A 21,723-nucleotide genomic window follows, 5' to 3' on the forward strand; every position below is an offset into this window, starting at 1 on the left:
CGTAGGTGGGGTGCCACCGCCAGCGCCGCTTCAGGGCTGGAACCTGTAGCCGATGCCCGCCTCGGTCAGCAGGTGGCGGGGGTTTCCGGTGTCCGGCTCGAGTTTTCGGCGCAGCTGTGCCATAAAGACGCGCAGGTAGTTTGAGTCCTTGGCATAGGCCGGACCCCACACATCGGTCAGGAGCTGCCGGTGGGTGATCAACTTTTCCGGGTTCCGCACCAGGATCTCAAGGATCTTCCACTCAATGGGCGTCAGCCGGACATCCGCTCCCTCCCGGCTCACCCGGTGCTTGGCCAGGTCCACCGTGAAGTTCTCCGTGACCACCACCGGCTCCGGTGCCTGCAGGTCCGCGGACCGGCGCAGCAGCGCCCGCAGCCGGGCCAGCAGTTCATCCGGTCCGAACGGCTTGGTCAGGTAGTCGTCCGCGCCGGCATCCAGGGCTTCCACCTTGTCCTCCGAGGTATGCCGGGCCGAGAGCACCAGGACCGGGACACGGCTCCATTCCCGCAGTTCCTTGATCACGGTGACGCCGTCGATGTCCGGCAGCCCAAGGTCCAGGATCACCAGGGCCAACGGATTCTGGGTGGCGGCCAAGAGGGCTGACCTCCCGTCAACGGCAGTGGTGACCGCGTAGCCGCTGGTTTCGAGGGCAAGCTTCAGGATCCGCAGCAGGTGCGGGTCATCATCCACTACCAGGACGCCCGTCACTGCTGGTCCGCCCTTGTTGCCTGGAACGGGGCCTGGTGGATCTGCCGGGCCAGGAACGACTGGGGCACCACGGGCGCCTGTCCGCGGGTTCCGTCGTCGGGAAAGCCGGTGGACAGCGGTACCCGGATGACCATGGTCAGTCCGCCGCCCGGGGTCTCCTCCGCGGTCAGCGTGCCGCCCATCGCCTCGGTAAATCCCTTGGCTACGGCCAGGCCCAGGCCCACGCCGGTGGTCTGCGGAATATCGTCCAGCCGCTGGAACGGACGGAACATCTCCACCACTCTCTCTGCCGGAACGCCTTGGCCGTGGTCGATGATACTGATCTCTCCGGCCGGCTGCCCCTTCAGCGTTGTGTTGCTCAGGCCGCCGGCGCCGCCCACCACGGCAATATCGGAACCCGGCGCGTACTTGACCGCGTTCTCCACCACATTGGCGATCACCCGCTCCAGCATCCCGGGGTCCGCCTCGATCTCAGGCATATTCGGCGGCAGTTCCACCCGAACCCTGCCCGCGGGGACGGACCGGAGGGCGCTGGGAATGACCTCGGACCAGCGCACGGGCCGCAGGAGCGGCTCGGCCCCCGGGGAGCTGAGCCGGGACATATCCAGCAGGTTCCCCACCAGCAGGTCCAGCCGGTCGGAACACTCATCAATGGTCTGCAACAGCTCGTGCTCCTGCTCCGGGGCGTAGTGCCGGTCCTTCTGCAACAGCATTCCCACCGAGAGCTTGATGCTGGCCAGGGGAGTGCGGAGGTCGTGGGAGACCGCGCGGAGGATGGACGTACGCATGGTGTTGCCCTCGGCCAGGCGCAACACTTCACGGCGGCTGTCGGCCAGCTGCTGCCGCTCCAGTTGGGCGGCAAGGTGGACGCCGAAGGCCGCCAGCAGCCTCCGGTCTCCGGCGGGAAGCGCTCGGCCGAACAACACCAGCCGTGTGGCGGAATCGATGTTCTCCGTCGTTTCGGTGCCTGCATCGCCAGGGAACGGAGCGCCGGAACCCGTGCTGGAAAACCCCCCTGGTCCCACCTCTACCGGCACCTCGCCCGCGCCGGCAACCAGCCGCCACGCCGCCGTCGTCCGTTCATTGCCGTCCGGGCCGCTGCCGTACAAAGCTGCCCCGCGGACGCTGAAGACGTCGAGGGCCTGCTGCAGCAGGTCCTTCACGCCATCCTCGGACCGGACGGCCCCGCGGGTGAGGTCGGAGAGCGTGGTGGCCTCGGCGCGGGCCCGTGAGGCCTCCTTGGAGCGCCGCGCGGAGAGGTCCACCACCACGGCGACGGCGGCGGAAACCCCTACAAAGACCAGCAGGGAGAAGAAATTGTGGGGATCGCTGATGGTCAGGGTGCCCACGGGAGGCGTCGAGAAGTAGTTGACCAGCAGGCTGCTCCACAGGGCAGCGAGCACCGCCGGCCACAGGCCGCCCACCAGGGCCACAGTGACCGAGCCGGTCAGCTGCACCAGGATGGCGGTGGCCACGCCGGGGTCCGGGTCCAGTGCCAGCAGGAGCTGCAGGACCACCGGCAGCACCGCGGCAAGGATGAAACCCACCGTGACGCGGACGCGGCCCAGGTCGCGCTCGCGCCGTGGACCGGCTCCCCGGCCGCCCAGGGGATGGGACACCATGTGCACGTCGATGTCCCCGGAATCGCGGACTACCCGCGTGCCGATGCCCCCGCCCAGCAGGCCGCCCACCGTGCCCGCGAACTTGCCGCGCCGTGAAATGCCCACCACGATCTGGGTGGCGTTGACGCTGCGCGCAAAATCGAGCAGGGCCGCTGCCGGGTCCTCCCCGGCCACGATGTGGTAGCTGCCGCCCAGGTCCTGGATCAACCGTCGCTGGGCCTCCAGGGACTGCGGGGACTCATGGACCACCCCGTCCGCCGCACGGACATGGACGGCCAGCAAGTCCCCGCCGTTGACCCGGTTAAGGATCCTGGCCCCGCGCCGGATCAGGATCTCGCCCTCCGGTCCGCCGGTCAGGCCAATCACCACCCGCTCCCGCGCCGGCCAGGTCGCCTGGATGTCGTTGTCCGCCCGGTACCGGGCCAGGCCTTCATCAACCCTGTCCGCCAGCCACAACAGGGCCAGTTCCCGCAACGCGGTCAGGTTTCCCAGCCGGAAATAGTTGGCCAGGGCGGCGTCCACCTTGTCCGGGGCGTAGATCTTTCCCTCGCCCAGGCGCTGGCGCAGCAGTTCGGGGGAGATGTCCACCAGGTGGATCTGGTCTGCGCGGCGCACCACCTCGTCGGGCACCGTCTCGGCCTGCCGGACCTCCGTGATGGTGCCCACCACGTCGCCCAGCGAGGCCAAGTGCTGGATGTTGACGGTGGAGAGGACGTTGATGCCCGCGTCGAGGAGCTCGTCAACGTCCTCCCAGCGTTTACCGTGCCGGCTTCCCGGTACATTTGAGTGGGCATATTCGTCCACCACCGCAGTGGCCGGGGCGCGGTGCAGGACCCCGTCCAGGTCCATTTCCTCGAACTCGGTGCCGCGGTAGGGCAGCCGCCGGGGCGGGATGGTTTCCAGGCCTGCCATGAGGGCGCGGGTTTCGGCCCGGCCGTGGTCAAGGGCGAACGCGATAACCACGTCCTCGCCCCGGTTGGCCAGCCGGTGGGCCTCCTCGAGCATCTCGTAGGTCTTGCCGACCCCGGGCGCCGCCCCGAGGAAGATCCGCAGCGTTCCACGTGCCATGCCGTTATTCTTCCACTCCGGCAACGCCGCTCAGGACCGCGGCGATCCGGCCGCCGCCACGTCGAGGTTGAGTGCCGTGACGTTGACGGTGGGCTGGCCCAGGAACGCTGCAAGGCCACTGCTGGTGTTCTTGTCCACCAGGGCCTGGACCGCCTCGGTGCCCAACTGGTGGGCGGCGGCAACCCGCGGTACCTGGAGCCGGGCGTATTCGGGGGAGATGCCGGGATCCAGCCCCGACCCGCTGGCGGTGACGGCGTCCGCGGGGACGTCGGACGGCTGCACGCCCTCGGCCTCCGCCACGGCGGCACGGTTGGCGTTGACGGCATCGGTCAGCTTGGCGTCGTTGGGGCCCAGGTTGGAGGCCGACGACGACGCCGGGTCCCAGCCGACGGCGGAGGGACGGGCGTGGAACCAGGCGGGGTCCTGCGTGCCGTCGTCGTCCTTCACCTGGGCGATCAGCGCCGATGCCGCGGGCGCGCCGGCACCGTCGCGAAGGATGGAGCCATTCGCCTGGTACGGGGCAATCAGCTGCCCGACGCCAAAGACGGCGGCCGGGTAGGCGAGGCCAAGCACCACGGTGGCGAGGAACAGGAAACGGATGGCCGTTCCCGACTGTCGGAGATAACCGGTGAGCGCATTCATGGGGATTCCTAGCCGATGCCGGGGATGAGGGAGATGAGGAGGTCGATGATTTTGATGCCGATGAACGGGGCAATAAGGCCGCCGAGTCCGTACACCAACAGGTTCCGGCCCAGGGCCTGGCTGGCCGAGATGGCGCGGTACTTGACGCCGCGCAGCGCGAGCGGCACCAAGGCGATGATGATCAACGCGTTGAAGATCACGGCCGACAGGATGGCGGAGGACGGCGTGGCCAGGCCCATGATGTTCAGCAGCCCAAGCCCGGGGAACGTCGCCGTGAACAGCGCCGGGACGATCGCGAAGTACTTGGCGACGTCGTTGGCCACCGAGAAGGTGGTGAGCGCGCCGCGGGTGATCAGCAGTTGCTTTCCGATCCCCACGATGTTGATCAGCTTGGTGGGGTCCGAATCGAGGTCCACCATATTCGCGGCTTCCTTGGCTGCAGGCGTGCCGGAGTTCATGGCCACGCCCACGTCCGCCGCCGCCAGCGCAGGGGCATCGTTGGTGCCATCCCCGGTCATCGCCACCAGGCGGCCCGCGGCCTGTTCCTTCTTGATCACCGCCAGCTTGTCCTCCGGGGTGGCCTCGGCCAGGTAGTCGTCCACCCCGGCCTCGGCGGCGATCGCCTTGGCGGTGACGGGATTGTCGCCGGTGACCATCACGGTCCGGATCCCCATTTTGCGCAGATCCGCGAACCTGGCCTGCATGCCCGGTTTCACCACGTCCGCCAAGTGGATGGTCCCCAGGACCCGTGCGCCGGCGGCATCGGCCGTGGCAACCAGCAGGGGAGTGCCACCCTGCGACGAAATATCCTGCACCTGGCGTTCCACCTCCCCGGGCATGCGGGCGCCCAGATCGGCGGCGAAACGGCCAACGGTGGAGGCCGCACCTTTCCTGATCATCCGGCCGCCAAGATCCAGCCCGCTCATGCGCGTCGTGGCCGAAAACGGGACCACAGCCAACGTCTCCGCGCCCGATTCCAGCGCGGCCAGGTCCGGGCCCAGCACGCCGTGTTCGGCCGCCAGGTCCACAATCGACCGGCCTTCCGGGGTTTCGTCCGCCAGGCTGGAGAGCCGCGCGGCTTCAATCAGCTCGGCCCGGTCGATACCAGCTGCCGGGTGGAAGTGGACGGCACGGCGGTTGCCGAACGTGATGGTTCCGGTCTTGTCCAGCAGCAAGGATGTGATGTCACCCGCCGTCTCCACGGCACGTCCGGAGGTGGCCAGGACGTTGTGCTGGACCAGCCGGTCCATGCCCGCGATGCCGATGGCCGGGACCAGCGCGCCGATGGTGGTGGGGATCAGGCAGACCAGCAGTGCCACCAGGACAATGGGCGACGGCGCCGCGCCGGCAAGGGCGGCGAACGGGGCCAGCGTCATGGTGACGACGAGGAAGACGATGGTCAACGACACCAGCAGCACGTGCAGCGCGATCTCGTTGGGTGTCTTCTGCCGGACCGCGCCCTCGACGAGCTGGATCATCCTGTCGATGAAGGTCTGGCCTGGTTCGGCCGTGATGCGGACCACGATCCGGTCGGAGAGCACGCGGGTGCCGCCGGTGACCGAGGAACGGTCGCCGCCCGATTCCCGGATCACCGGCGCGGATTCACCGGTGATGGTGGATTCGTCCACGCTGGCCAGGCCTTCAATGATCTCGCCGTCGGAGGGGATCACATCACCGGCCTCGCACACCACTACGTCGTTCAGGCGCAGTTCCGTGCCCGGTACTTCCTTGGTGGTTCCGTCCGGCAGCCTCAGCCTGGCCTGGACGCTCTTCCGGCCGGCGCGGAGGCTGTCAGCCTGCGCCTTGCCGCGGCCCTCGGCGATGGCCTCGGAGAGGGTTCCGAACAGGACCGTGAGCCAGAGCCATGCGGTGACGGTGATGCCAAAGACTGACGGCCGGAAAGCGGAGATACCCGTGCAGAGCGCGGCCCCCACCAGGACGGTGAACATGACCGGCGAGTGGATCATCTGGCCCGGGGCCAGCTTGCGGACCGCGAGCGGCAGGGCCGCACCGACCGCGGCCGGCGTGAGTTTGGCGGGTGCCTTGGTGTGGTGCTTGTGCGCGCCGGGGGTGCCGAGCGGATTTCCGTCGGCGAAGGTTTGGGTTTCCGCCCCTGGGGCGGTGTCCGTGGTGGACCGGGTCATTTCAGGAGTCCTTCTGCGAGGGGTCCCAGGGCGAGGGCGGGGAAGTAGCTCAGGGCGGTCAGGATGACTGTCACGCCCAGCAGCAGTGTGCCGAACAGCGCGCCGTGGGTGGGGACGGTGCCGGTGGATGCGGGAATTCGGGCCTGCCGGGCCAGGGAACCTGCCAGGGCAAGAACCAGGACGATGGGCAGGAACCGGCCCAGCAGCATGGCCGCGCCAAGCATCGTCGAAAGATAGGGGCCGGAAGTGGTGATGCCGCCGAATGCTGAACCGTTGTTGTTGGCGCCGGAGGTGAAGGCGTAGAGGACCTCGCTGAACTGGTGCGGTCCCGTGGCCGGAGCGCTGGCCATGGCATCCGGGAGCAGGACGGTGATCCCGGCCAGGGTGAGCACCAGCAGCGGAGTCACCAGGATGTACAGGGCCGCAAGCTTCATCTGGGTGGGGCCGATCTTTTTGCCCAGGTATTCGGGGGTGCGGCCCACCATGAGGCCGCCGATGAACACGGAAATGATGGACAGGATGAGCAACCCGTAGAGCCCCGACCCTGTGCCGCCCGGTGCCACTTCGCCGAGCATCATGTTGACCATTGCCACGCCACCGGCCAGGGGCGGCAAGGAATCGTGGGCAACATTCACCGCGCCCGTGGATGTGAGGGTGGTGGAGGCGGCGAAGATCGCGCTCGACGCCGGGCCGAAGCGGCTCTCAAACCCTTCGCCCAGTCCGCCGGCGGCGGCCGTCGCGGTCCCCTGCGCGGTGGCTACTGCCCAGCCGGTCAGCGCGGTGGATGCCAGCCACAGCGTGGCCATGACGCCGGCTACAGTGTGCCCCTGCTTCTGGTCGCCCACCATCCTGCCGAAGGCATACGGCAGGGCTGAGGGGATCAGCAGGATCAGGAACACCTGGAAGAGGCTGACCAGCGCGTTGGGGTTTTCGAACGGGTGGGCTGAATTGGCGTTGAAGTAGCCGCCGCCGTTGGTGCCGAGGACTTTGATGGCTTCCTGGGATGCCACCGGGCCGCCCGGGATAACCTGTGAGACTCCGGTGGCGCTGTTGGTCACGTCCGTGGGTGCGAAGTTCTGCACCACACCGCCGAGAACCATCACCAGGGCGGCGAGGGTGGCCAGTGGCAGCAGGACCCGGAATGACGTCCGGGCAAGGTCTACCCAGAAGTTCCCCAGCCTGTCCGTCCGGGTTCGGGCTATGCCGCGGATGAGGGCCACGGCCACCACGATGCCCACTGCTGCCGAGAGGAAGTTCTGGACGGCGAGCAGGAGCATCTGGACGGCAATGCCGACCGTGGATTCGGGTGCATAGGTTTGCCAGTTGGTGTTGGTCACGAAGGAGATGGCGGTATTCATGGCCACCCACGGGTCAACTCCGGGCAGCGCCGGGCTGCCGGGAAACAGGCCTTGTGCCCGTTGAAGGCCGAACACCGCCAGAATGGAGACGGCGGAGAACACCAGGACGCTGCGGAGGTATGTTGGCCACGCCTGTTCGGTGTGGGCGTCCACGCCGGCGAGCCGGTAGAACAGCCGCTCCGGGCGGCTCGAACCGGTGCCGTCGAAGACGCGCGCGAGGTAGAGGCCCAGGGGTTTGTGGACGGCGGCAAGGGCCAGCACCAGGGCCGGCACCTGGATGAGGAAGGAAGGAGTGTTAAAGGCCACCGGCCGTTCACCACTTCCCGGGCTTGATCAGGGCGGCCAGCAGGTAGCCGAACAGGCCCAGCCCTGCCAGCAGCAGGATCAGCCACATGAGTGCGTCCCCGTTCACTGCCCGTCCTCCGCCTTCTCCTGGCGGGCCGCGGCGGTCAGCAGGTGACCGATCCACATGACGAATCCCATGCAGGCCGCGAAGATTCCAATTACAGCCACGTCGGCCATCAGGTTCCTTTCACTGGTGCCCCGGAAGCGGGGCCTGGTTCCAGTGAATAGCCCGTTGTGGCACTGTAAGGCGGGCCTAACGGATCCTTAACGGCGAGGCCGTGAATCTTAACGCGGATTTAATGCGCGCGGACGCCCAGGAAGGAATGGCGGGGTGGCGGGAAGCTCAGGGCCAGTCGGCGCGGGCGAACCGGACCTGGCTGTGCAGCGTAAGGAGGAAGTCGGATGTCCATTCGGGGACGTCAGGCTCAGCGTTTACCTCGGGCACGGATACCTGATCCGCGTCCTGGTTTGCAGCGCCTCGAGGATCTTCAACTGAGCTTTTCACGCGTCCCCCTCGACAAGCCTGTATGCACACATTAGGAGTCCTGCAATGGCGGGGGAAGAGGGTTAGTCCACAGCCGGGATAAACTGCGCAAATCTTGAGGATCTCCGCTACTGGGAACCCGGAACGGCGGCCCTGCGCCGAGGTTCCCCACTCATCGGCGCCCGCGAATCGGCGCCCGCCAGCGGGATGATTTCCATCCTGCCGGCGGGGCCGGCTAGCACCAGGACGTGCCGTGCCGCCACGCTGCCCAGCGCTGCCTCCGCATCCGCCGTGAGCTCCTCCAGGGAAGGCGGAAGGGCGGACGACGGCGTGGGGCCGGGACCGCCGTCGTCCGTCCGCAGCCAGGTGGTCACCTTGGCTCCGCCAACGGCGGCAGCGATGCCGCGGGCCAGGGCCTCGGGGTCTACGGTGCCCGGCGGATAGCCGCTGACCAAGGTGATGTACTCGATCACCCGCTTGCCCGCCGGGGCCGCGGCGGCGAGCAGTGTCCGGTCATGCCGCCACAATGCAAAGTGGTATCCCGCAACGAGCCCGGCCGCCACCAGGAGGCCCAAGGGGGCGCGGATCCGGTCCAGGACGCTTCCGGCCGTGATGTCACTGAGCAGGAACTCGAAGAGCCGGTAGCCGATCACCAGCAGCGTGACCAGGGCAACGACGGCACTGACTCCGAAGAACGCCACCAGGTACACGCGCCGCCCGGGCGGGATCTGGTCCGCCGTCCGGGGCTGGTGGCGCGGTTTCCACGCCAGCCACCAGACCGGGCCGCCCACTGCCAGCGAGCTGATGCCGCCAAGGAGCAGGGTGCGGGTGGCGCCGCCCGCCAGCGGCGAGACGGCGGCAGCCAGCAGTGCGTTGACCACCACGCCTACCCCGGAGGCTGCTGCCGCCAGGGCAACGGCGGATGTCACCAGGAGGCTGGCACGCCGGGTCGGGGTGGAACGCCGGACGGAGGCCGTGCGGTGGTAGCGCCAGATCACGGCTCCGATGACGGCAGCCGCGATGGCCGGGGCCAGCGGCTCCAGCAGGATATTCAGTTGATCGGTCCGGTCAAAGGCCAGCCGCAGCACGACGAACAAGGCCACGCCCAGGCCACCCAGGGCGGTGATGCCGGCAACGAAGATGCCGACGGCGATGATGGCAACGTCCACCAGGCCGGTCCGAAAACGCCGGCCGCCCTCGTGGAACCAGTGCCACCACCACACCAGTGCTCCGCCGGGCGCCCACAGCACTGACCGCAGGACATCGAACCACCAGGGTTCAAAGGACGCTGCTGCCGTGAAACCGCGGATGGCAATGTCCAGCAGCGCGCTCAACGCCGCAATCGCCGCGCCGGCGCCCAGCACCAGGCCAAAAACGGAGCCGACGACGGCCCGCACGTCCTCGAGGTGGGACGAGGGCTTGCGGGGGTGCTTCCACATCCACCGGTGCCACACCCAGATGGCGGCCCAGACCAGTCCGTTGGCCAGCGGGGACGGCCACTGGGTGTCCCGCGCACCGATGAAGGAGGAGGCGAGGTCCAGCAGGGAGGTGGTGGCGATGATGAGCGAGACGGCGTACATCCCGGTCAGGTAGAAGCCCCAGCCCGCGGCGGTGCGCTCGGCTTCGTCGTCGAGGCGCCGCCACACGAGCCACCACAGCAGCAGCGCCAGCGGCCCGCCGATCAGGGTGAAGGCGAGGGAGAGGGCCAGCCCGGCCACATCACCGGAAACCAGCGTGGTTGCCGTCCGGAAGAGCCGCTCGAGGAGTCCGCCCAGCCCCGAGGCGGCAATGACCACCAAGGCAAAAAGCAGGCCGTACATGATCAGCCGGCGGAGGGTGGCCAGGCTGCCGGCGGGGGCGGGGGTGGCGGTGCGTTCCGGGGCGCTCATGGCTTCACCGGAACTGCCGTGCAGGCCATCAGGGGATACGGCGCCTGGTCGATCATCCATTGTCCGTTCACCTTCAGGAGCGAGAAGGCGTCCTCCATTTCATACTCGGACGGACCAAACGGGCCACGTTGGGGGGACTGGACGATCGAAACCCGTACGGTGGCCGAATCGGTCCGCTCCGTCGTCGAAATCAACACGATGCGGGACGGGCGGGGTTCGCCGGAATAGGAGCCGTAGCACCTGCTGCGGGCACCTGAGGTGAGGAATTGTTCCGCGGTGGGAATGTCGCCGTCGATCACTGCCCTGCTGTACCGCTGGACCACTCCGGCGGGGCTGGACTGGTCCAGCGGGGCCGGCTCGCCGCGGGTGAACACCACCGCCAGGGCAACCACCACCAGCAAGGCCACCATGCCCAGCAGTGCGAGGAGGATCCGGTCCGGTCTTCGTGGTGCTTCTGTAAGCGCTGCGTCGTCCATGGCACGAGTATGGATCCGGGCAGCCGCTGTCACCTGTGTCTTTAGGCCCGTTCCGGGCAGGGGTCAGAGCCAAAATTCAACATAATTAAGAAAAAGCGTTGACTGGGCAGAAATCTTCACTATAGTTGTGTGAGTTAGCTCACCGAGTGAAAGACAATCGATGACCACCGAGAGTAGCACCACCGCACCTCCAGCCACCAGCGAACTGCTGGCCACGGTTGGAAACAAGGTGCGGGCCATGCGCAAGGAGAAGGGCATGACCCTCGCCAAGCTCTCGGACATCACCGGACTCAGCCAGGCGATCGTCAGCCAGATCGAACGCGGCATGGCCAACCCGTCTTTCACAACCCTTGCCCAGCTGGCCCATGGACTGGACATTCCCGTGGGAAGGTTCTTCATTGGCCAGGAACAATCCAAATCCCCCGTCGTGCGCAGGTCGGCACGGCGCAACCTGAAAAACGTCACCCGCGAATCCGTCGGCGAAGCAGTCCATGAACTGCTCACCCCGGACCGCGACGGCACCATCGAAGCGCAATGGATCAGTACGCCCCCAGGGCACGACACCAGCGCGACACCTTTTACCCACAGCGGGGAAGAGTTCTGCTACATCATTTCGGGCCGCAAGGACGTCTACTTGGACGGCGTCTGCTACAGCCTGGAAGAGGGCGACTCCATCACCTACCCGGCAGAGACCCCGCACTGGTACAAGAACAGCTACGAAGAGGTATGCGTAGCCATCTGGGTGAACGCACCACACAAGTGGTAGGCGTCCGGGTCCCCGCCGGCGCCGACGTCCACCCTTAACTGCCCGGACCCCGCACGTGGCCCCGGACAATCCTTGCCACCTTCGCAGCATGCGCATCCTCCAACAGGCGCCGCTGCGTCATACCCTCCTGCGTCGTTCCCGGCGCCAGCGTAAGGACACTTCCATGCTCGACATCCAAGCGACGGACAATGCCGTCCCGTCACCCCGTTCCACCACCTCATCCCCCCGCAACCGCGAAAAGTTCACGCCCGAAGTCCGCAAGGGACTCCTGGGCCTTGGCCTGGGCAACGCCTTGGAATGGTACGACTGGATGGTCTTCGGCCTCCTGTCAGCCTTCATCGGCCCCAACTTCTTTCCCAACGACGAGCCGCTCTCAGCCACCCTGAACGCGCTGGCCGTGTTCGCCGTCGGATTCGCCTTCCGGCCGCTGGGCGGCATCCTGCTCGGCACGCTGGCAGACCGCATCGGCCGCCGCCGCGTGATGCTGCTGTCCATCATGCTGATGGCCGGTACCACCCTGGTCATCGCCATCACCCCCAGCTACGCCACCATCGGCGCCTGGTCAGGCATTATCCTGGTGGCCTGCCGCGTCCTGCAGGGCATCTCCACCGGCATCGAAGCGCCGCTCTCCACCTCCCACGCGGTGGAACTCGCCCCGGAGGGCCGCGAAGGCTACGTGGCCGGCATCATGTCCTTCTACGTCAACATCGGCATCCTCCTCGCATCCCTGGTCAGCTTCGTCTGCAGCCTGGTGATCGGTGGCGCGGCCATGGGGGAGTGGGGCTGGCGTGTCCCGTTCATCATCGGCGCCGTGTTCGGCTTCGTGGTGCTCTACCTCCGCCGTTCCCTGCCTGAAACCCTGAAGGCCGAGGAAATGGCCGCCACCACCGCAAAGTCCGTGTGGTCCGGAGTCGGCAAGCACTGGCTCTCCGTCCTCGCCATCGTGTTCGTGGTGGGCGCCGCCCAGGCCTACAACTACGCCTGGAACGTGGGCCTGCCCAGCGCAGCACGCAGTGGCTTCAAGGAAGATCCCACCGCCGTCTTCGCCCTCACCACCATCCTGGGCGCCATCCTGGTGGTGGGCAGCTGGGTCATCGGCAAGCTCGCCGACGGCCGGTCCATGTCCCGCTGGTTCCTGGTGACCCGTGTCCTGGCCATCCCCTCCGTCTTCCTGATGCTCCTGTACGTCCAGCCCGGCATCGGCGGTTTCGCGGCCGTCCTGCTCGGCGGCTCGATCGTGCTGGTCCTCAACATGACCCTCTACAACGTGGTCAGCTCGTCCCTGATGCCCAAGAACATCCGCGGCACCGGCGTGGCCCTGGGCTATGGCATCGGCGTGGCAATCTTCGGCGGCACCGCCTCCTACCTCCTGGTGTGGCTGCAGTCCCTGAACCTCACCTGGGTCTTCCCGGTCTACGTGGCCGTCCTCTCCGTCCTCAGCATCGTTTTCTACCTCGCCGCCCGCCGCTCCAACGGCATCTTCGTCGGAAAGTAAGGATTTCCCCCCATGAACAACCCACCTACCTTTGCCGCGCCCAAAACCGGGTCGCTGGAACTGGCCACCACCACCGCGGACCTCACCGCCCCGGTGATCTCCCGCTCCGACGTCCTGGTGGTAGGCGGTGGTCCCGCCGGCGTCGCCGCCGCCGTCACCGCGGCCCGCTCCGGGGCCAAGGTCACCCTCCTGGAGCGCTACTCCTCACTGGGCGGCCTCGCCTCCGGCGGCATGGTGCTGGTGCTGGACGACATGATCAACGGCCAGGACATCACGGTCACGGGGATCGTCTCCGAGTACGTAGAGCGGCTGCAGAAACTGGGCCTGGCCATCGTCCCGCCGGCCGAAGACCGCCGCACCTCAGAAGAGCTCTGGAACAAGTGGGGCCGCTACGGCACCTTCGACTTCCACTCCCACACCACCCCCAAGCCCATCTGCTACGCCGCCGCGTTCGACCCCGACGGCTGGAAGCGGGTCTCCAACGACCTCGTCCGCGAAGCCGGTGTGGACCTGCGGCTGCACTCCTGGTTCTCCCGCCCCATCGTGGACAACGGCGTGATCAAGGGCGTGGTCTGCGAAACCAAGCTTGGCCCGCAGGCCTTCACGGCGGACGTGGTCATCGACACCACCGGAGACATCGACGTCGCCTCCCGCGCCGGCGCCGCCTACGCCAAGGACAACTACCTCACCACCCTGGTGTTCCGGCTGGGCAACGTGGACACCGCGGCCGCGGAGGCCTTCGAGCAGGCCAACCCCAGGGAAGCCCGTGCCATCAACCGCAAGATCAAGCGCCTCCTCGGCGGCGCCTGGGAACTGTGGTGGCTCAAGACCCCCATCGACGGCGTGGTCTGGTGCAACGCCCCGCACATGACCGGCTACGACGGCGTGGACCCGGCAGACATGACCGCCGCCGAATTCGCCGCCCGCGACAAGATCTCCGAAGCCGTGGACTACGTCCGTGCCAACCTCCCCGGATTCGAAAAGTGCTACATGCTGGACGTCGCCTCCCAGATGGGCGTCCGCCAGACCCGCCTGCTGCAAGGCGAATACGTCATGACCAAGGAGGACGTCACCTCCCGCCGGCATTTCCAAGACAGTGTGGCCCGGGGCCGGGACTACTACTACCCCTACCGCTCGCTGCTGCCCAAGGAAGTGGACCAGCTGCTGGTGGCCGGCCGCCACTACTCCGCCACCCCGGAGGCGCAGAAGATGTCGCGCGAAATTCCGCCGTGCATGGCCATGGGCCAGGCCGTCGGCGTCGCGGCAGCACTCGCCGTCCAGTCCGGCGTGCTGGTCCGCGACGTCGCGGCAGCGGACATCCAGCAGGGCATGCGCCGGCACGGCGCGGACCCCGGCGACGTCCCGTCGTCGAACGCCACCATCGATGCCGACGCGGCGGTGCCGGCATGAGCATGGCAACGGCAGAACGCCCGACGACGGCACCTGCCGCTGCCTCCCCCCTCACCGGGGGCGCGCGGCCGGCCACCCCGCTTCCGCTGGACGGCATCAAGATCGTGGACTTCACGCAGGTGTTCATGGGCCCCTCCTGCACCCAGCTGCTGGGCGACTACGGCGCCGACATCATCAAGGTGGAACGCCCCGGCGCCGGTGACATCTCCCGCAACTCGTTCCCGGACAAGGACGGCCAGGACAACCCGATCTTCCTGTCCATCAACCGGAACAAGCGGAGCGTCTCCATCGACACCCGCACCGAGGAAGGCCGCAATGTCCTGCACGCCATCATGGCGGACGCGGACGTGGTGGTCAGCAACTTCCGCTCCGGGGTCATGGAACGGATGGGCTTCGGGTACGAGGACCTCAAGGCGGACAACTCCGGAATCATCTGGGCCTCCGGAACCGGGTTCGGCCCCGTAGGGCCGTACTCGCACAAGGGCGGGCAGGACGCGATCGCGCAGGCCTACTCCGGCGTGATGTGGCGGCGCGAATCGGAGGACCAGAAACCGGCCATCTACCCCACCACCCTGTGCGACTACATCACCGGCATGCACCTGATGCAGGGCATCCTGCTGGCGCTGCGCACCCGGGAAACCACCGGAACCGGGCAAAAAGTGGAGGTGACCATGTACGACTCCATGCTGCACCTGCAGATGCAGGAGGCGTGCATGCAGCTCAACCGCGGTTACGAGGTCAACTGGGGCGCCATGCCCCTGAGCGGCGTCTTTGAAACCACCGACGGTGCCGTGTGCATGGTGGGCGGCTTCACCCCGGACCCGCTGGCCCGGATCTCCGATGCCCTTGGCCTGGACGAGGACCTCACCGAACGCCCGGGATTCGCCACGCTGGAACAGCAGTTCAAGAACAAGCCGGCGCTGCAGGCGATCTTCCGCGAACACTTCGCCGCCAACACCACCGAGTACTGGACCGGCAAGCTGGAGGAACAGGGGCTGCTCAACGCCCCCGTCCACACGCTGGAACAGGCGCTCGCCGACGCCCAGACCGAGGCCAACGGCATGATCGTGGAGGTCGAACACCCCGGCGTGGGGACGGTCAAGATGCTGAACGCCCCCATCCGGCTCTCCGCCACACCGCCCACCGTCCGCCGGGCGGCACCCCGCCTGGGCGAGCACAATGTGGAAGTGCTGCTGGAGAACGGCTTCGACGAGGCCACCATCAAGCGGCTGCAGGAACTCGGGGTGCTCCGGTGACAGCGGTTGCAGCGGACCCCCAGTCACCGGCCGAGGCCTCCGCTCCGGTGGACCAGGTCACCCTGTCCATCGAGAACCAGGTGGCCACCGTGGTGATCGACCGGCAGCACGTCCTCAACGCCGTGGACGGCACGGCCCAGGCCAGCCTCAACGCCATCTGGGACCAGCTTGAGGCTGATCCGGACGTCCGCGCAGTGGTCATCACGGGCGCCGGCCCCCGGGCGTTCTGCGTGGGTGCGGACATGTCCGCGTCCGCCGTGGACAAGACGGGCCTGGAATACTGGGCCGGCCTGGACCCCAACGGCTTCGGCGGCCTGAGCCTGCGGACCACGCTGGACATCCCCGTGATTGCCAAGGTGAACGGCTACGCACTGGGCGGCGGCATGGAAATTGTCCTGGGCGCGGACATCGTGGTGGCAGCGGACAGCGCAAAGTTCGGCTTGACGGAGCCGCGCGTCGGGCGGTTGGCGCTCGACGGCGGCATCCACCAGCTGGTGCGCCGCGTTCCCTACACCCAGGCGATGGGGCTGCTGCTCACCGGCCGGAAGGCTGACGCCGCAGAAATGCAGGCCATGGGCCTGGTCAACGAGGTGGTCCCGGCGGACGAGCTCGACGCCGCTGTGCAGCGCTGGGTGGACCAGGTCCTGGCCTGCGCCCCCACCTCGGTCCGGGCCGTGAAGCAGATGGTCACGCAGACCGGGCACCTCACCGCCACGGAGGCCCGCGGCCTGCGGCTGCCGGCCCTAATGGCAGCCCTGGACAGCGAAGACTCCGCCGAGGGCGTCCGCGCCTTCCAGGAAAAGCGGAAACCGGCCTGGCCCGGCAGATAGGGACAGCCGTCAGATGAACAACAAACCAAGGGAGAACCCGATGCGGGAGTCATTGACGCCTGGCGTGTGGGGCGTCGTTGCCACACCATTCCAGGGCAGCACGCTGGACTTGGACCTGGACAGCCTCTCGGACCTCGTGGAACGCTACGAAACCATCGGCGCCACGGGCCTGACCGTCCTGGGCGTCTTCGGGGAGGCCGCCGCGCTCACCCCGGAGGAACGCCGCCAGGTCCTCGAAATCGCCGTCGAATGCACGGAACTGCCCTTGGTGGTGGGCGTAACAGCCCTGGCCACCCGGCCGGCCATCGAGGAAATCCGCGCCGCCCAGGAGGTTGCCGGGCAGCGCCTGGCCGCTGTCATGGTGCAGGCCAACTCGCCGAAGCCCGAGGTAGTCAGCGCCCACCTGGACGCCATCCACCGCGCCACCGGAGCCAAAGTGGTGCTGCAGGACTACCCGCTGGCCAGCGGCGTCGCCATCACCACCGCCGCCCTGGTTGATGTGGTCGCGGCAAGCCCCTGCGTCATCGCCATCAAGGCTGAGGCGCCGCCCACCAGTGTGGCCATCGCCGAACTTCACGCCGGTACCGGGGTCTCGGTATTCGGCGGACTCGGCGGCCAGGGGCTGCTGGACGAGCTCCTGGCAGGCGCCGCCGGTGCCATGACCGGGTTCTCCTACCCCGAGGCCTTGATTGCCTGCGTCCGTGCCTGGCGGGAGCAGGGGTACGCGGCGGCCGCCGGGCAGCTGGTGCCCTACCTGCCACTGATCAACTTCGAGCAGCAGGCCAAGGTGGCCCTGGCCATCCGCAAGGAATGCCTCCGCGAGCGGGGCTGGATCAAGGACCCGGGCGTCCGTGCCCCGGCCGCCGGCTTTCCCGAAAACCTGCGGCACGCCATGGAGGTCCATCTCCGCGAAGCCGCCATCGCCCTGGACCTGAACCGGGCGCTCGCCCCTGCGGGGAGGAACTGATGGACCTGGGAATCGCCGGCAAGACGGCGCTGGTGGCCGCCTCCACGGGCGGCCTGGGACTCGCCGTGGCCCGTGCCCTCGCCGCGGAAGGCGCCAAGGTGGCCATCATGGGCCGCCGCGGCGTCCGTGCCAAGGAGATCGTGGACGAGCTGCAGGAGGCGTTCGGCGGCCTGCCGGGCTTTGCGGCCGTCGCCGTCGAGGCTGACCTCACCGGCGCCGAGGGCGTTGACGCCGCGGTGGCGCAGGCCGAGGCCGGCCTGGGTCCGATCGACATCCTGGTCCTGAACGGCCCCGGCCCCCGGCCCGGAGCCGCCGCAACACTGGGCAGCGAGGACATCGCCGCGGCGTTCGACCTCCTGGTCAAGCCGCATCATGCCCTGGTCTCCCGCACCCTCCCGGCCATGCGGGAACGGAGGTGGGGGCGGATCCTCGCCATCGGCTCCAGCGGCGTCGCAGCACCGCTTCCCAACCTGGCCGTCTCCAATACCGGCCGCGCAGCCCTTGCCGGCTACCTCAAAACTCTTGCCGCCGAAGTTGCCCTGGACGGGGTCACCGTGAACCTGCTCCTGCCCGGCAGGATAGCCACGGACCGCGTCACCGAACTGGACCAGGCAGCCGCAAAGCGCCGCGGCACCACGCTGGAGGACATCCGGCTGGAATCCCGCAAAACCATCCCCGCCCGCCGTTACGGCGAGCCCGCCGAATTCGGTGCGGCCGCCGCCTTCCTCTGCAGCGCCCCGGCGTCGTACATCACCGGCGTGGCGCTGCGGTGCGACGGCGGCCTCATCCGCAGCCTCTAGCCCCAACTTCCAAAGGAATGCCATGACCTCCACCGCCCTGGACCCCAACACCACCGCACTGGATTGCAGCAAAACCGCCCAGCACCTCATCAACGGGCAATGGCTGGGAACCGCGGAAACCCGCCGCGCCAACCCCGCGCGCCCGGATGAACTGGCAGCACTCTCACCCAGCGGCACCGCGGAGGATGTCGACGCCGCCATCTCCGCCGCCGCGGCAGCGCAGCCCTCCTGGGCCGCCCTGCCGGCACCCTCCCGCGGGGCCATCCTGATCACGGCAGGCAACCTGCTGATCGACCGGCAGTCCGCGATCGCCGAGGACCTGGTCCGGGAGGAGGGCAAGACCCTGGCCGAGGCCAAGGGTGAGGTGAAGCGTGCATCGGACGTGCTGCGCTTCTTCGGCTCGCTGGGCTGGGCCGCCACCGGCGAGGTGCTGCCCAGCGGACTGCCGGACACCACCATCACCACCCGGCGTGAACCGCTGGGCGTGGTTGGGTTGATCACCCCTTGGAACTTTCCCATCGCCATTCCGGCCTGGAAGACGGCGCCTGCCCTGATCAGCGGCAACGCAGTGGTACTCAAGCCCGCCGAGCTCACCCCTCTGTCCGCCACCCACCTGGCCCGTGCCCTGCATGACGCAGGACTGCCGGCGGGCGTGTTCAACCTGGTGCACGGCAAAGGCCGGGTGGTGGGTGATGCGCTGGCCCGCGACCCGCGCATCGCCGGGATGTCCTTCACCGGGTCAACCAGCGTGGGCCTGGGACTGCAGGAGATCCTCAACGGCCGGCGTGCCCGCGTCCAGCTGGAGATGGGCGGCAAGAACGGCGTCTTGGTCCTGGATGACGCGGACCCTGCCAAGGCCGCACAGGTCGTGGCGGCGGGCGCGTTCGGCCTCACCGGCCAGGCCTGCACCGCCACGTCGAGGGTGTACGTCACCCCCGGCATCCGGGCGGCATTCCTCGACGCCCTGGTGGCGGAGGCGGCAAAGTACACCCCCGGAGACGGCCTGGAATCCGCCATGGGCGCCGTGGTGAGCGCCCAGCAGTTCGAGCAGGACCAGGCGGCGGTACGCGGCGCGGTTGAGCGCGGCGCCACGCTCCTGCACGGAAAGTACGACGGCGATTCCTCCGATGCGCTGTTCTTCCCTGCCGCCGTGCTCACCGGCCTGGACTTCGACGATCCTGCGGTGACGGAGGAGATCTTCGGCCCGGTGGTTGCAGTCCTTGAGGTCCCCGATTACGAGGCCGGCCTCGCCGCGATCAACGATTCCCGCTATGGCCTCACCGCCGGCATCTGCACCGACTCCCTGGCCCTGGCCACCGACTTCGCCGCCAGGGCCCAGGCCGGGGTCGTCAAGGTCAACCGGCCCACCGCCGGGCTGGACCTGAACGTGCCGTTCGGCGGCGTCAAGGATTCCTCCACCAACACGTTCCGCGAGCAAGGCCGGTCCGCCCTGGAGTTCTTCACCTGGGGCAAAACCGTGTACACGGGCGTGTAGTCCCATGACGTACGTGATCGCCCAGCCGTGCGTGGACGTGAAGGACAAGGCGTGCATCCAGGAATGCCCCGTGGACTGCATCTACGAGGGCGACCGGTCACTCTATATCCATCCGTCCGAGTGCGTCGACTGCGGTGCGTGCGATCCGGTCTGTCCGGTGGAGGCCATCTACTATTCGGACGATGTGCCGGACGAATGGGCAGACTACGTCCGCGCCAACGTGGAGTTCTTCCATGAACTGGGCTCGCCGCAGGGCGCCTCCGCACTGGGAAACCTGCATCGTGACCATCCCGTCGTTGCTGCGGAGCCCGTCCCGGCACGCTAGGGACCCAACCTTTTCAATGGCCGCCAAGCCTTCGCTTGGCGGCCATTGCTGCGTTAATGGTCATATTGCACGCTTGTTACAACCATGTTGCTTTGAATGCAACGAAAACTGAATGGACGGAGCGAGGGCGTGATCGTCCGGCTGGACTTTTAGTGCGCGATTAATAGCCAGTGAAAGCCGCAGAAAAGTCTTGACTGTGTTGCCCGTCACCACCTATGTTGAAACAACCACGTTGCAATCAATGCAACTCATACTTCTAATGGTGGTTCCATGAGTACCAATTCCAACTCCGCCGGAGCGGGGGCCGTTGCCGCAGATGCCAACGGCCCCGCCGTGGCAGGCCAGGGTGCCGGCAGCGCCGTGGCAAGCAAGGACGTTCGACGCCGGGTGGTCACGGCCAGCTTCATCGGCAACTTCGTCGAATGGTTCGACTACGCCGTGTACGGCTACCTCGCTGCCGTCATTTCGTCCGTCTTCTTCCCCGAAGCCGACCGCCAGACTGCGCTGCTGGCCACGTTCGCGGTGTTCGCAATTTCCTTCTTCGTCCGGCCCCTGGGCGGCTTCTTCTGGGGCCACATCGGCGACAAGCTGGGCAGGCGCAAGGCACTGTCCCTCTCGATCGTCATCATGTCCGTCTCCACGTTCTGCATCGCCCTCATTCCCGGCTACGGAACCATCGGCATGCTGGCCCCGGTCCTGCTCCTGCTGGTCCGCGTGGTCCAGGGCTTCTCGGCGGCGGGAGAATACGCCGGGGCGTCGGCCTTCCTGGTGGAATACGCGCCGGCCAACCGCCGCGGACTCTACGCCGCCGTCGTGCCCGCCAGCACGGCCGCGGGCCTGCTCCTGGGCTCGCTGATCGCGGCACTCCTCAGCTCGGTACTCAGCACCGGGCAGCTGCACGACTGGGGCTGGCGGCTGCCGTTCCTCCTGGCCGCCCCCATGGGGCTGATCGGCCGCTACATCCGCACCAAGCTGGAGGACACTCCCGCCTTCCGCGCCCTGGCGGAGCAGGAAGAATCCGCCCCCAAGGCGCCGGCGCTGGACATGTTCCGGACCTACCGGAAGCAGCTGCTCATCGCCTGCGGAGCGGTGCTGCTCAACGCCGTCGGCTTCTACGTCATCCTCAGCTACATGCCCACCTACCTGTCCGAGGAACTGGGCTTCGGTCCCACCGAATCGTTCCTGGCCACCACCATCGCCCTGGCCAGCTACATCGGCTTCATCTTCCTGACCGGCATGGCCTCGGACCGGTTCGGCCGCAAGCGGATGCTGATCACCGCCTCGGTGCTGTTCATGCTCCTCACCGTTCCGGCGTTCATGCTGCTGGATACCGGCAACTTCCTGGTGATCGTCCTGGTCCAGATCCTGCTGGGCGGCATGCTTACCCTCAACGACGGCACCCTGCCCAGCTTCCTGGCCGAACTGTTCCCCACCAAGGTCCGGTACAGCGGCTTCGCCGTCAGCTTCAACCTGTCCAACGCGATCTTCGGCGGGACCGCGCCGTTCATGGCCACCCTGCTGATCGGCCTGACCCAGAGCAAGCTCGCCCCCGGCTGGTACCTCGTGGCCGCGTCCGCCGTGTCCCTCGCCGCAGTCCTGTTCGCCGCCGAAACCTCTCGCAAGCCGCTCAAGCACCTCTGAAC

At 67.7% G+C, this 21,723-nt stretch carries 18 protein-coding genes; 10 read left to right on the top strand and 8 right to left on the bottom strand.

Going from position 1 to position 21,723, the window contains the following annotated elements; translation table 11 throughout:
- Positions 1-30: 30 nt before the first annotated feature.
- From QRM95_RS15155 to QRM95_RS15190, 8 genes are all read right to left on the bottom strand, one after another.
- The gene (locus QRM95_RS15155; protein ID WP_109045678.1) at positions 31-708 is read right to left on the bottom strand and encodes a response regulator; all 678 of its coding nucleotides are present in this window, start codon (positions 706-708) and stop codon (positions 31-33) included.
- On the bottom strand, positions 705-3,398 hold the full coding sequence (locus QRM95_RS15160) for a DUF4118 domain-containing protein (protein ID WP_285248368.1): 2,694 nt from the start codon (positions 3,396-3,398) through the stop codon (positions 705-707). Before QRM95_RS15160 ends, QRM95_RS15155 begins: the two co-directional genes overlap by 4 nt.
- Before the next feature lie 30 nt (positions 3,399-3,428).
- A complete protein-coding gene (kdpC, locus tag QRM95_RS15165) occupies positions 3,429-4,040 on the bottom strand; it encodes a K(+)-transporting ATPase subunit C (protein WP_285248369.1) in 612 nt (203 codons plus the stop codon).
- 8 nt (positions 4,041-4,048) lie between these two features.
- Positions 4,049-6,184, bottom strand: a complete 2,136-nt coding sequence (kdpB, locus tag QRM95_RS15170; protein WP_285248370.1) for a potassium-transporting ATPase subunit KdpB — start codon at positions 6,182-6,184, stop codon at positions 4,049-4,051.
- Positions 6,181-7,848 carry a potassium-transporting ATPase subunit KdpA gene (gene kdpA, locus QRM95_RS15175; RefSeq protein WP_285248371.1) on the bottom strand — a complete coding sequence of 556 codons (1,668 nt, stop codon included), beginning with the start codon at positions 7,846-7,848 and terminating at the stop codon, positions 6,181-6,183. The genes kdpB and kdpA overlap by 4 nt, the downstream gene beginning before the upstream one ends.
- A 7-nt stretch (positions 7,849-7,855) precedes the next feature.
- Positions 7,856-7,954 carry a potassium-transporting ATPase subunit F gene (locus QRM95_RS15180; protein WP_018760959.1) on the bottom strand — a complete coding sequence of 33 codons (99 nt, stop codon included), beginning with the start codon at positions 7,952-7,954 and terminating at the stop codon, positions 7,856-7,858.
- A 545-nt stretch (positions 7,955-8,499) separates the two neighbouring features.
- The gene (locus tag QRM95_RS15185) at positions 8,500-10,260 is read right to left on the bottom strand and encodes a DUF5671 domain-containing protein (RefSeq protein WP_285248465.1); all 1,761 of its coding nucleotides are present in this window, start codon (positions 10,258-10,260) and stop codon (positions 8,500-8,502) included.
- Positions 10,257-10,736, bottom strand: coding sequence for an LpqB family beta-propeller domain-containing protein (locus QRM95_RS15190; protein WP_285248372.1), 480 nt, complete (start codon positions 10,734-10,736; stop codon positions 10,257-10,259). The genes QRM95_RS15185 and QRM95_RS15190 overlap by 4 nt, the downstream gene beginning before the upstream one ends.
- A gap of 160 nt (positions 10,737-10,896) precedes the next feature.
- Between QRM95_RS15190 and QRM95_RS15195 the strand changes: the two genes are divergently transcribed.
- The 10 genes from QRM95_RS15195 (at position 10,897) to QRM95_RS15240 (ending at position 21,721) form a co-directional block, all read left to right on the top strand.
- Positions 10,897-11,502, top strand: coding sequence for a helix-turn-helix domain-containing protein (locus QRM95_RS15195; protein WP_018760963.1), 606 nt, complete (start codon positions 10,897-10,899; stop codon positions 11,500-11,502).
- Positions 11,503-11,665: 163 nt separating this feature from the next.
- Positions 11,666-12,997 carry an MFS transporter gene (locus QRM95_RS15200; protein WP_285248373.1) on the top strand — a complete coding sequence of 444 codons (1,332 nt, stop codon included), beginning with the start codon at positions 11,666-11,668 and terminating at the stop codon, positions 12,995-12,997.
- Positions 12,998-13,009: 12 nt separating this feature from the next.
- Entirely contained in the window at positions 13,010-14,407 is a 1,398-nt protein-coding gene (locus tag QRM95_RS15205; RefSeq protein WP_285248374.1) for an FAD-dependent oxidoreductase, read from the top strand.
- Positions 14,404-15,663 (top strand): CaiB/BaiF CoA transferase family protein, encoded by a 1,260-nt coding sequence (locus QRM95_RS15210; protein ID WP_285248375.1) that lies wholly within the window; start codon positions 14,404-14,406, stop codon positions 15,661-15,663. Before QRM95_RS15205 ends, QRM95_RS15210 begins: the two co-directional genes overlap by 4 nt.
- Positions 15,660-16,493 (top strand): enoyl-CoA hydratase-related protein, encoded by an 834-nt coding sequence (locus QRM95_RS15215; protein ID WP_285248376.1) that lies wholly within the window; start codon positions 15,660-15,662, stop codon positions 16,491-16,493. Before QRM95_RS15210 ends, QRM95_RS15215 begins: the two co-directional genes overlap by 4 nt.
- Before the next feature lie 13 nt (positions 16,494-16,506).
- Positions 16,507-17,460 (top strand): dihydrodipicolinate synthase family protein, encoded by a 954-nt coding sequence (locus QRM95_RS15220; RefSeq protein WP_285248377.1) that lies wholly within the window; start codon positions 16,507-16,509, stop codon positions 17,458-17,460.
- Positions 17,460-18,260 carry an SDR family oxidoreductase gene (locus QRM95_RS15225; protein WP_285248378.1) on the top strand — a complete coding sequence of 267 codons (801 nt, stop codon included), beginning with the start codon at positions 17,460-17,462 and terminating at the stop codon, positions 18,258-18,260. Before QRM95_RS15220 ends, QRM95_RS15225 begins: the two co-directional genes overlap by 1 nt.
- 22 nt (positions 18,261-18,282) lie before the next feature.
- Positions 18,283-19,755: an aldehyde dehydrogenase family protein gene (locus tag QRM95_RS15230; RefSeq protein ID WP_285248379.1), complete on the top strand. Its 1,473-nt coding sequence runs from the start codon at positions 18,283-18,285 to the stop codon at positions 19,753-19,755.
- A gap of 4 nt (positions 19,756-19,759) precedes the next feature.
- The gene (gene fdxA, locus QRM95_RS15235; protein ID WP_285248380.1) at positions 19,760-20,080 is read left to right on the top strand and encodes a ferredoxin; all 321 of its coding nucleotides are present in this window, start codon (positions 19,760-19,762) and stop codon (positions 20,078-20,080) included.
- A gap of 270 nt (positions 20,081-20,350) precedes the next feature.
- A complete protein-coding gene (locus QRM95_RS15240; RefSeq protein WP_285248381.1) occupies positions 20,351-21,721 on the top strand; it encodes an MFS transporter in 1,371 nt (456 codons plus the stop codon).
- Positions 21,722-21,723 lie beyond the last annotated feature (2 nt).

It is taken from the genome of Pseudarthrobacter sp. efr-133-R2A-89 (assembly GCF_030209315.1).
Classification (GTDB): Bacteria; Actinomycetota; Actinomycetes; order Actinomycetales; family Micrococcaceae; genus Arthrobacter.

Excerpts from the sequence above, each read along its gene's own strand:
- QRM95_RS15220 (WP_285248377.1), top strand. The coding sequence starts at position 16,507 with ATGAACAACAAACCAAGGGAGAACCCGATGCGGGAGTCATTGACGCCT.
- QRM95_RS15160 (WP_285248368.1), bottom strand. The coding sequence starts at position 3,398 with ATGGCACGTGGAACGCTGCGGATCTTCCTCGGGGCGGCGCCCGGGGTC.
- QRM95_RS15225 (WP_285248378.1), top strand. The coding sequence starts at position 17,460 with ATGGACCTGGGAATCGCCGGCAAGACGGCGCTGGTGGCCGCCTCCACG.
- QRM95_RS15195 (WP_018760963.1), top strand. The coding sequence starts at position 10,897 with ATGACCACCGAGAGTAGCACCACCGCACCTCCAGCCACCAGCGAACTG.
- fdxA (WP_285248380.1), top strand. The coding sequence starts at position 19,760 with ATGACGTACGTGATCGCCCAGCCGTGCGTGGACGTGAAGGACAAGGCG.
- QRM95_RS15190 (WP_285248372.1), bottom strand. The coding sequence starts at position 10,736 with ATGGACGACGCAGCGCTTACAGAAGCACCACGAAGACCGGACCGGATC.
- kdpC (WP_285248369.1), bottom strand. The coding sequence starts at position 4,040 with ATGAATGCGCTCACCGGTTATCTCCGACAGTCGGGAACGGCCATCCGT.
- QRM95_RS15185 (WP_285248465.1), bottom strand. The coding sequence starts at position 10,260 with ATGAGCGCCCCGGAACGCACCGCCACCCCCGCCCCCGCCGGCAGCCTG.
- QRM95_RS15230 (WP_285248379.1), top strand. The coding sequence starts at position 18,283 with ATGACCTCCACCGCCCTGGACCCCAACACCACCGCACTGGATTGCAGC.
- kdpB (WP_285248370.1), bottom strand. The coding sequence starts at position 6,184 with ATGACCCGGTCCACCACGGACACCGCCCCAGGGGCGGAAACCCAAACC.
- QRM95_RS15200 (WP_285248373.1), top strand. The coding sequence starts at position 11,666 with ATGCTCGACATCCAAGCGACGGACAATGCCGTCCCGTCACCCCGTTCC.
- QRM95_RS15240 (WP_285248381.1), top strand. The coding sequence starts at position 20,351 with ATGAGTACCAATTCCAACTCCGCCGGAGCGGGGGCCGTTGCCGCAGAT.
- QRM95_RS15205 (WP_285248374.1), top strand. The coding sequence starts at position 13,010 with ATGAACAACCCACCTACCTTTGCCGCGCCCAAAACCGGGTCGCTGGAA.
- QRM95_RS15210 (WP_285248375.1), top strand. The coding sequence starts at position 14,404 with ATGAGCATGGCAACGGCAGAACGCCCGACGACGGCACCTGCCGCTGCC.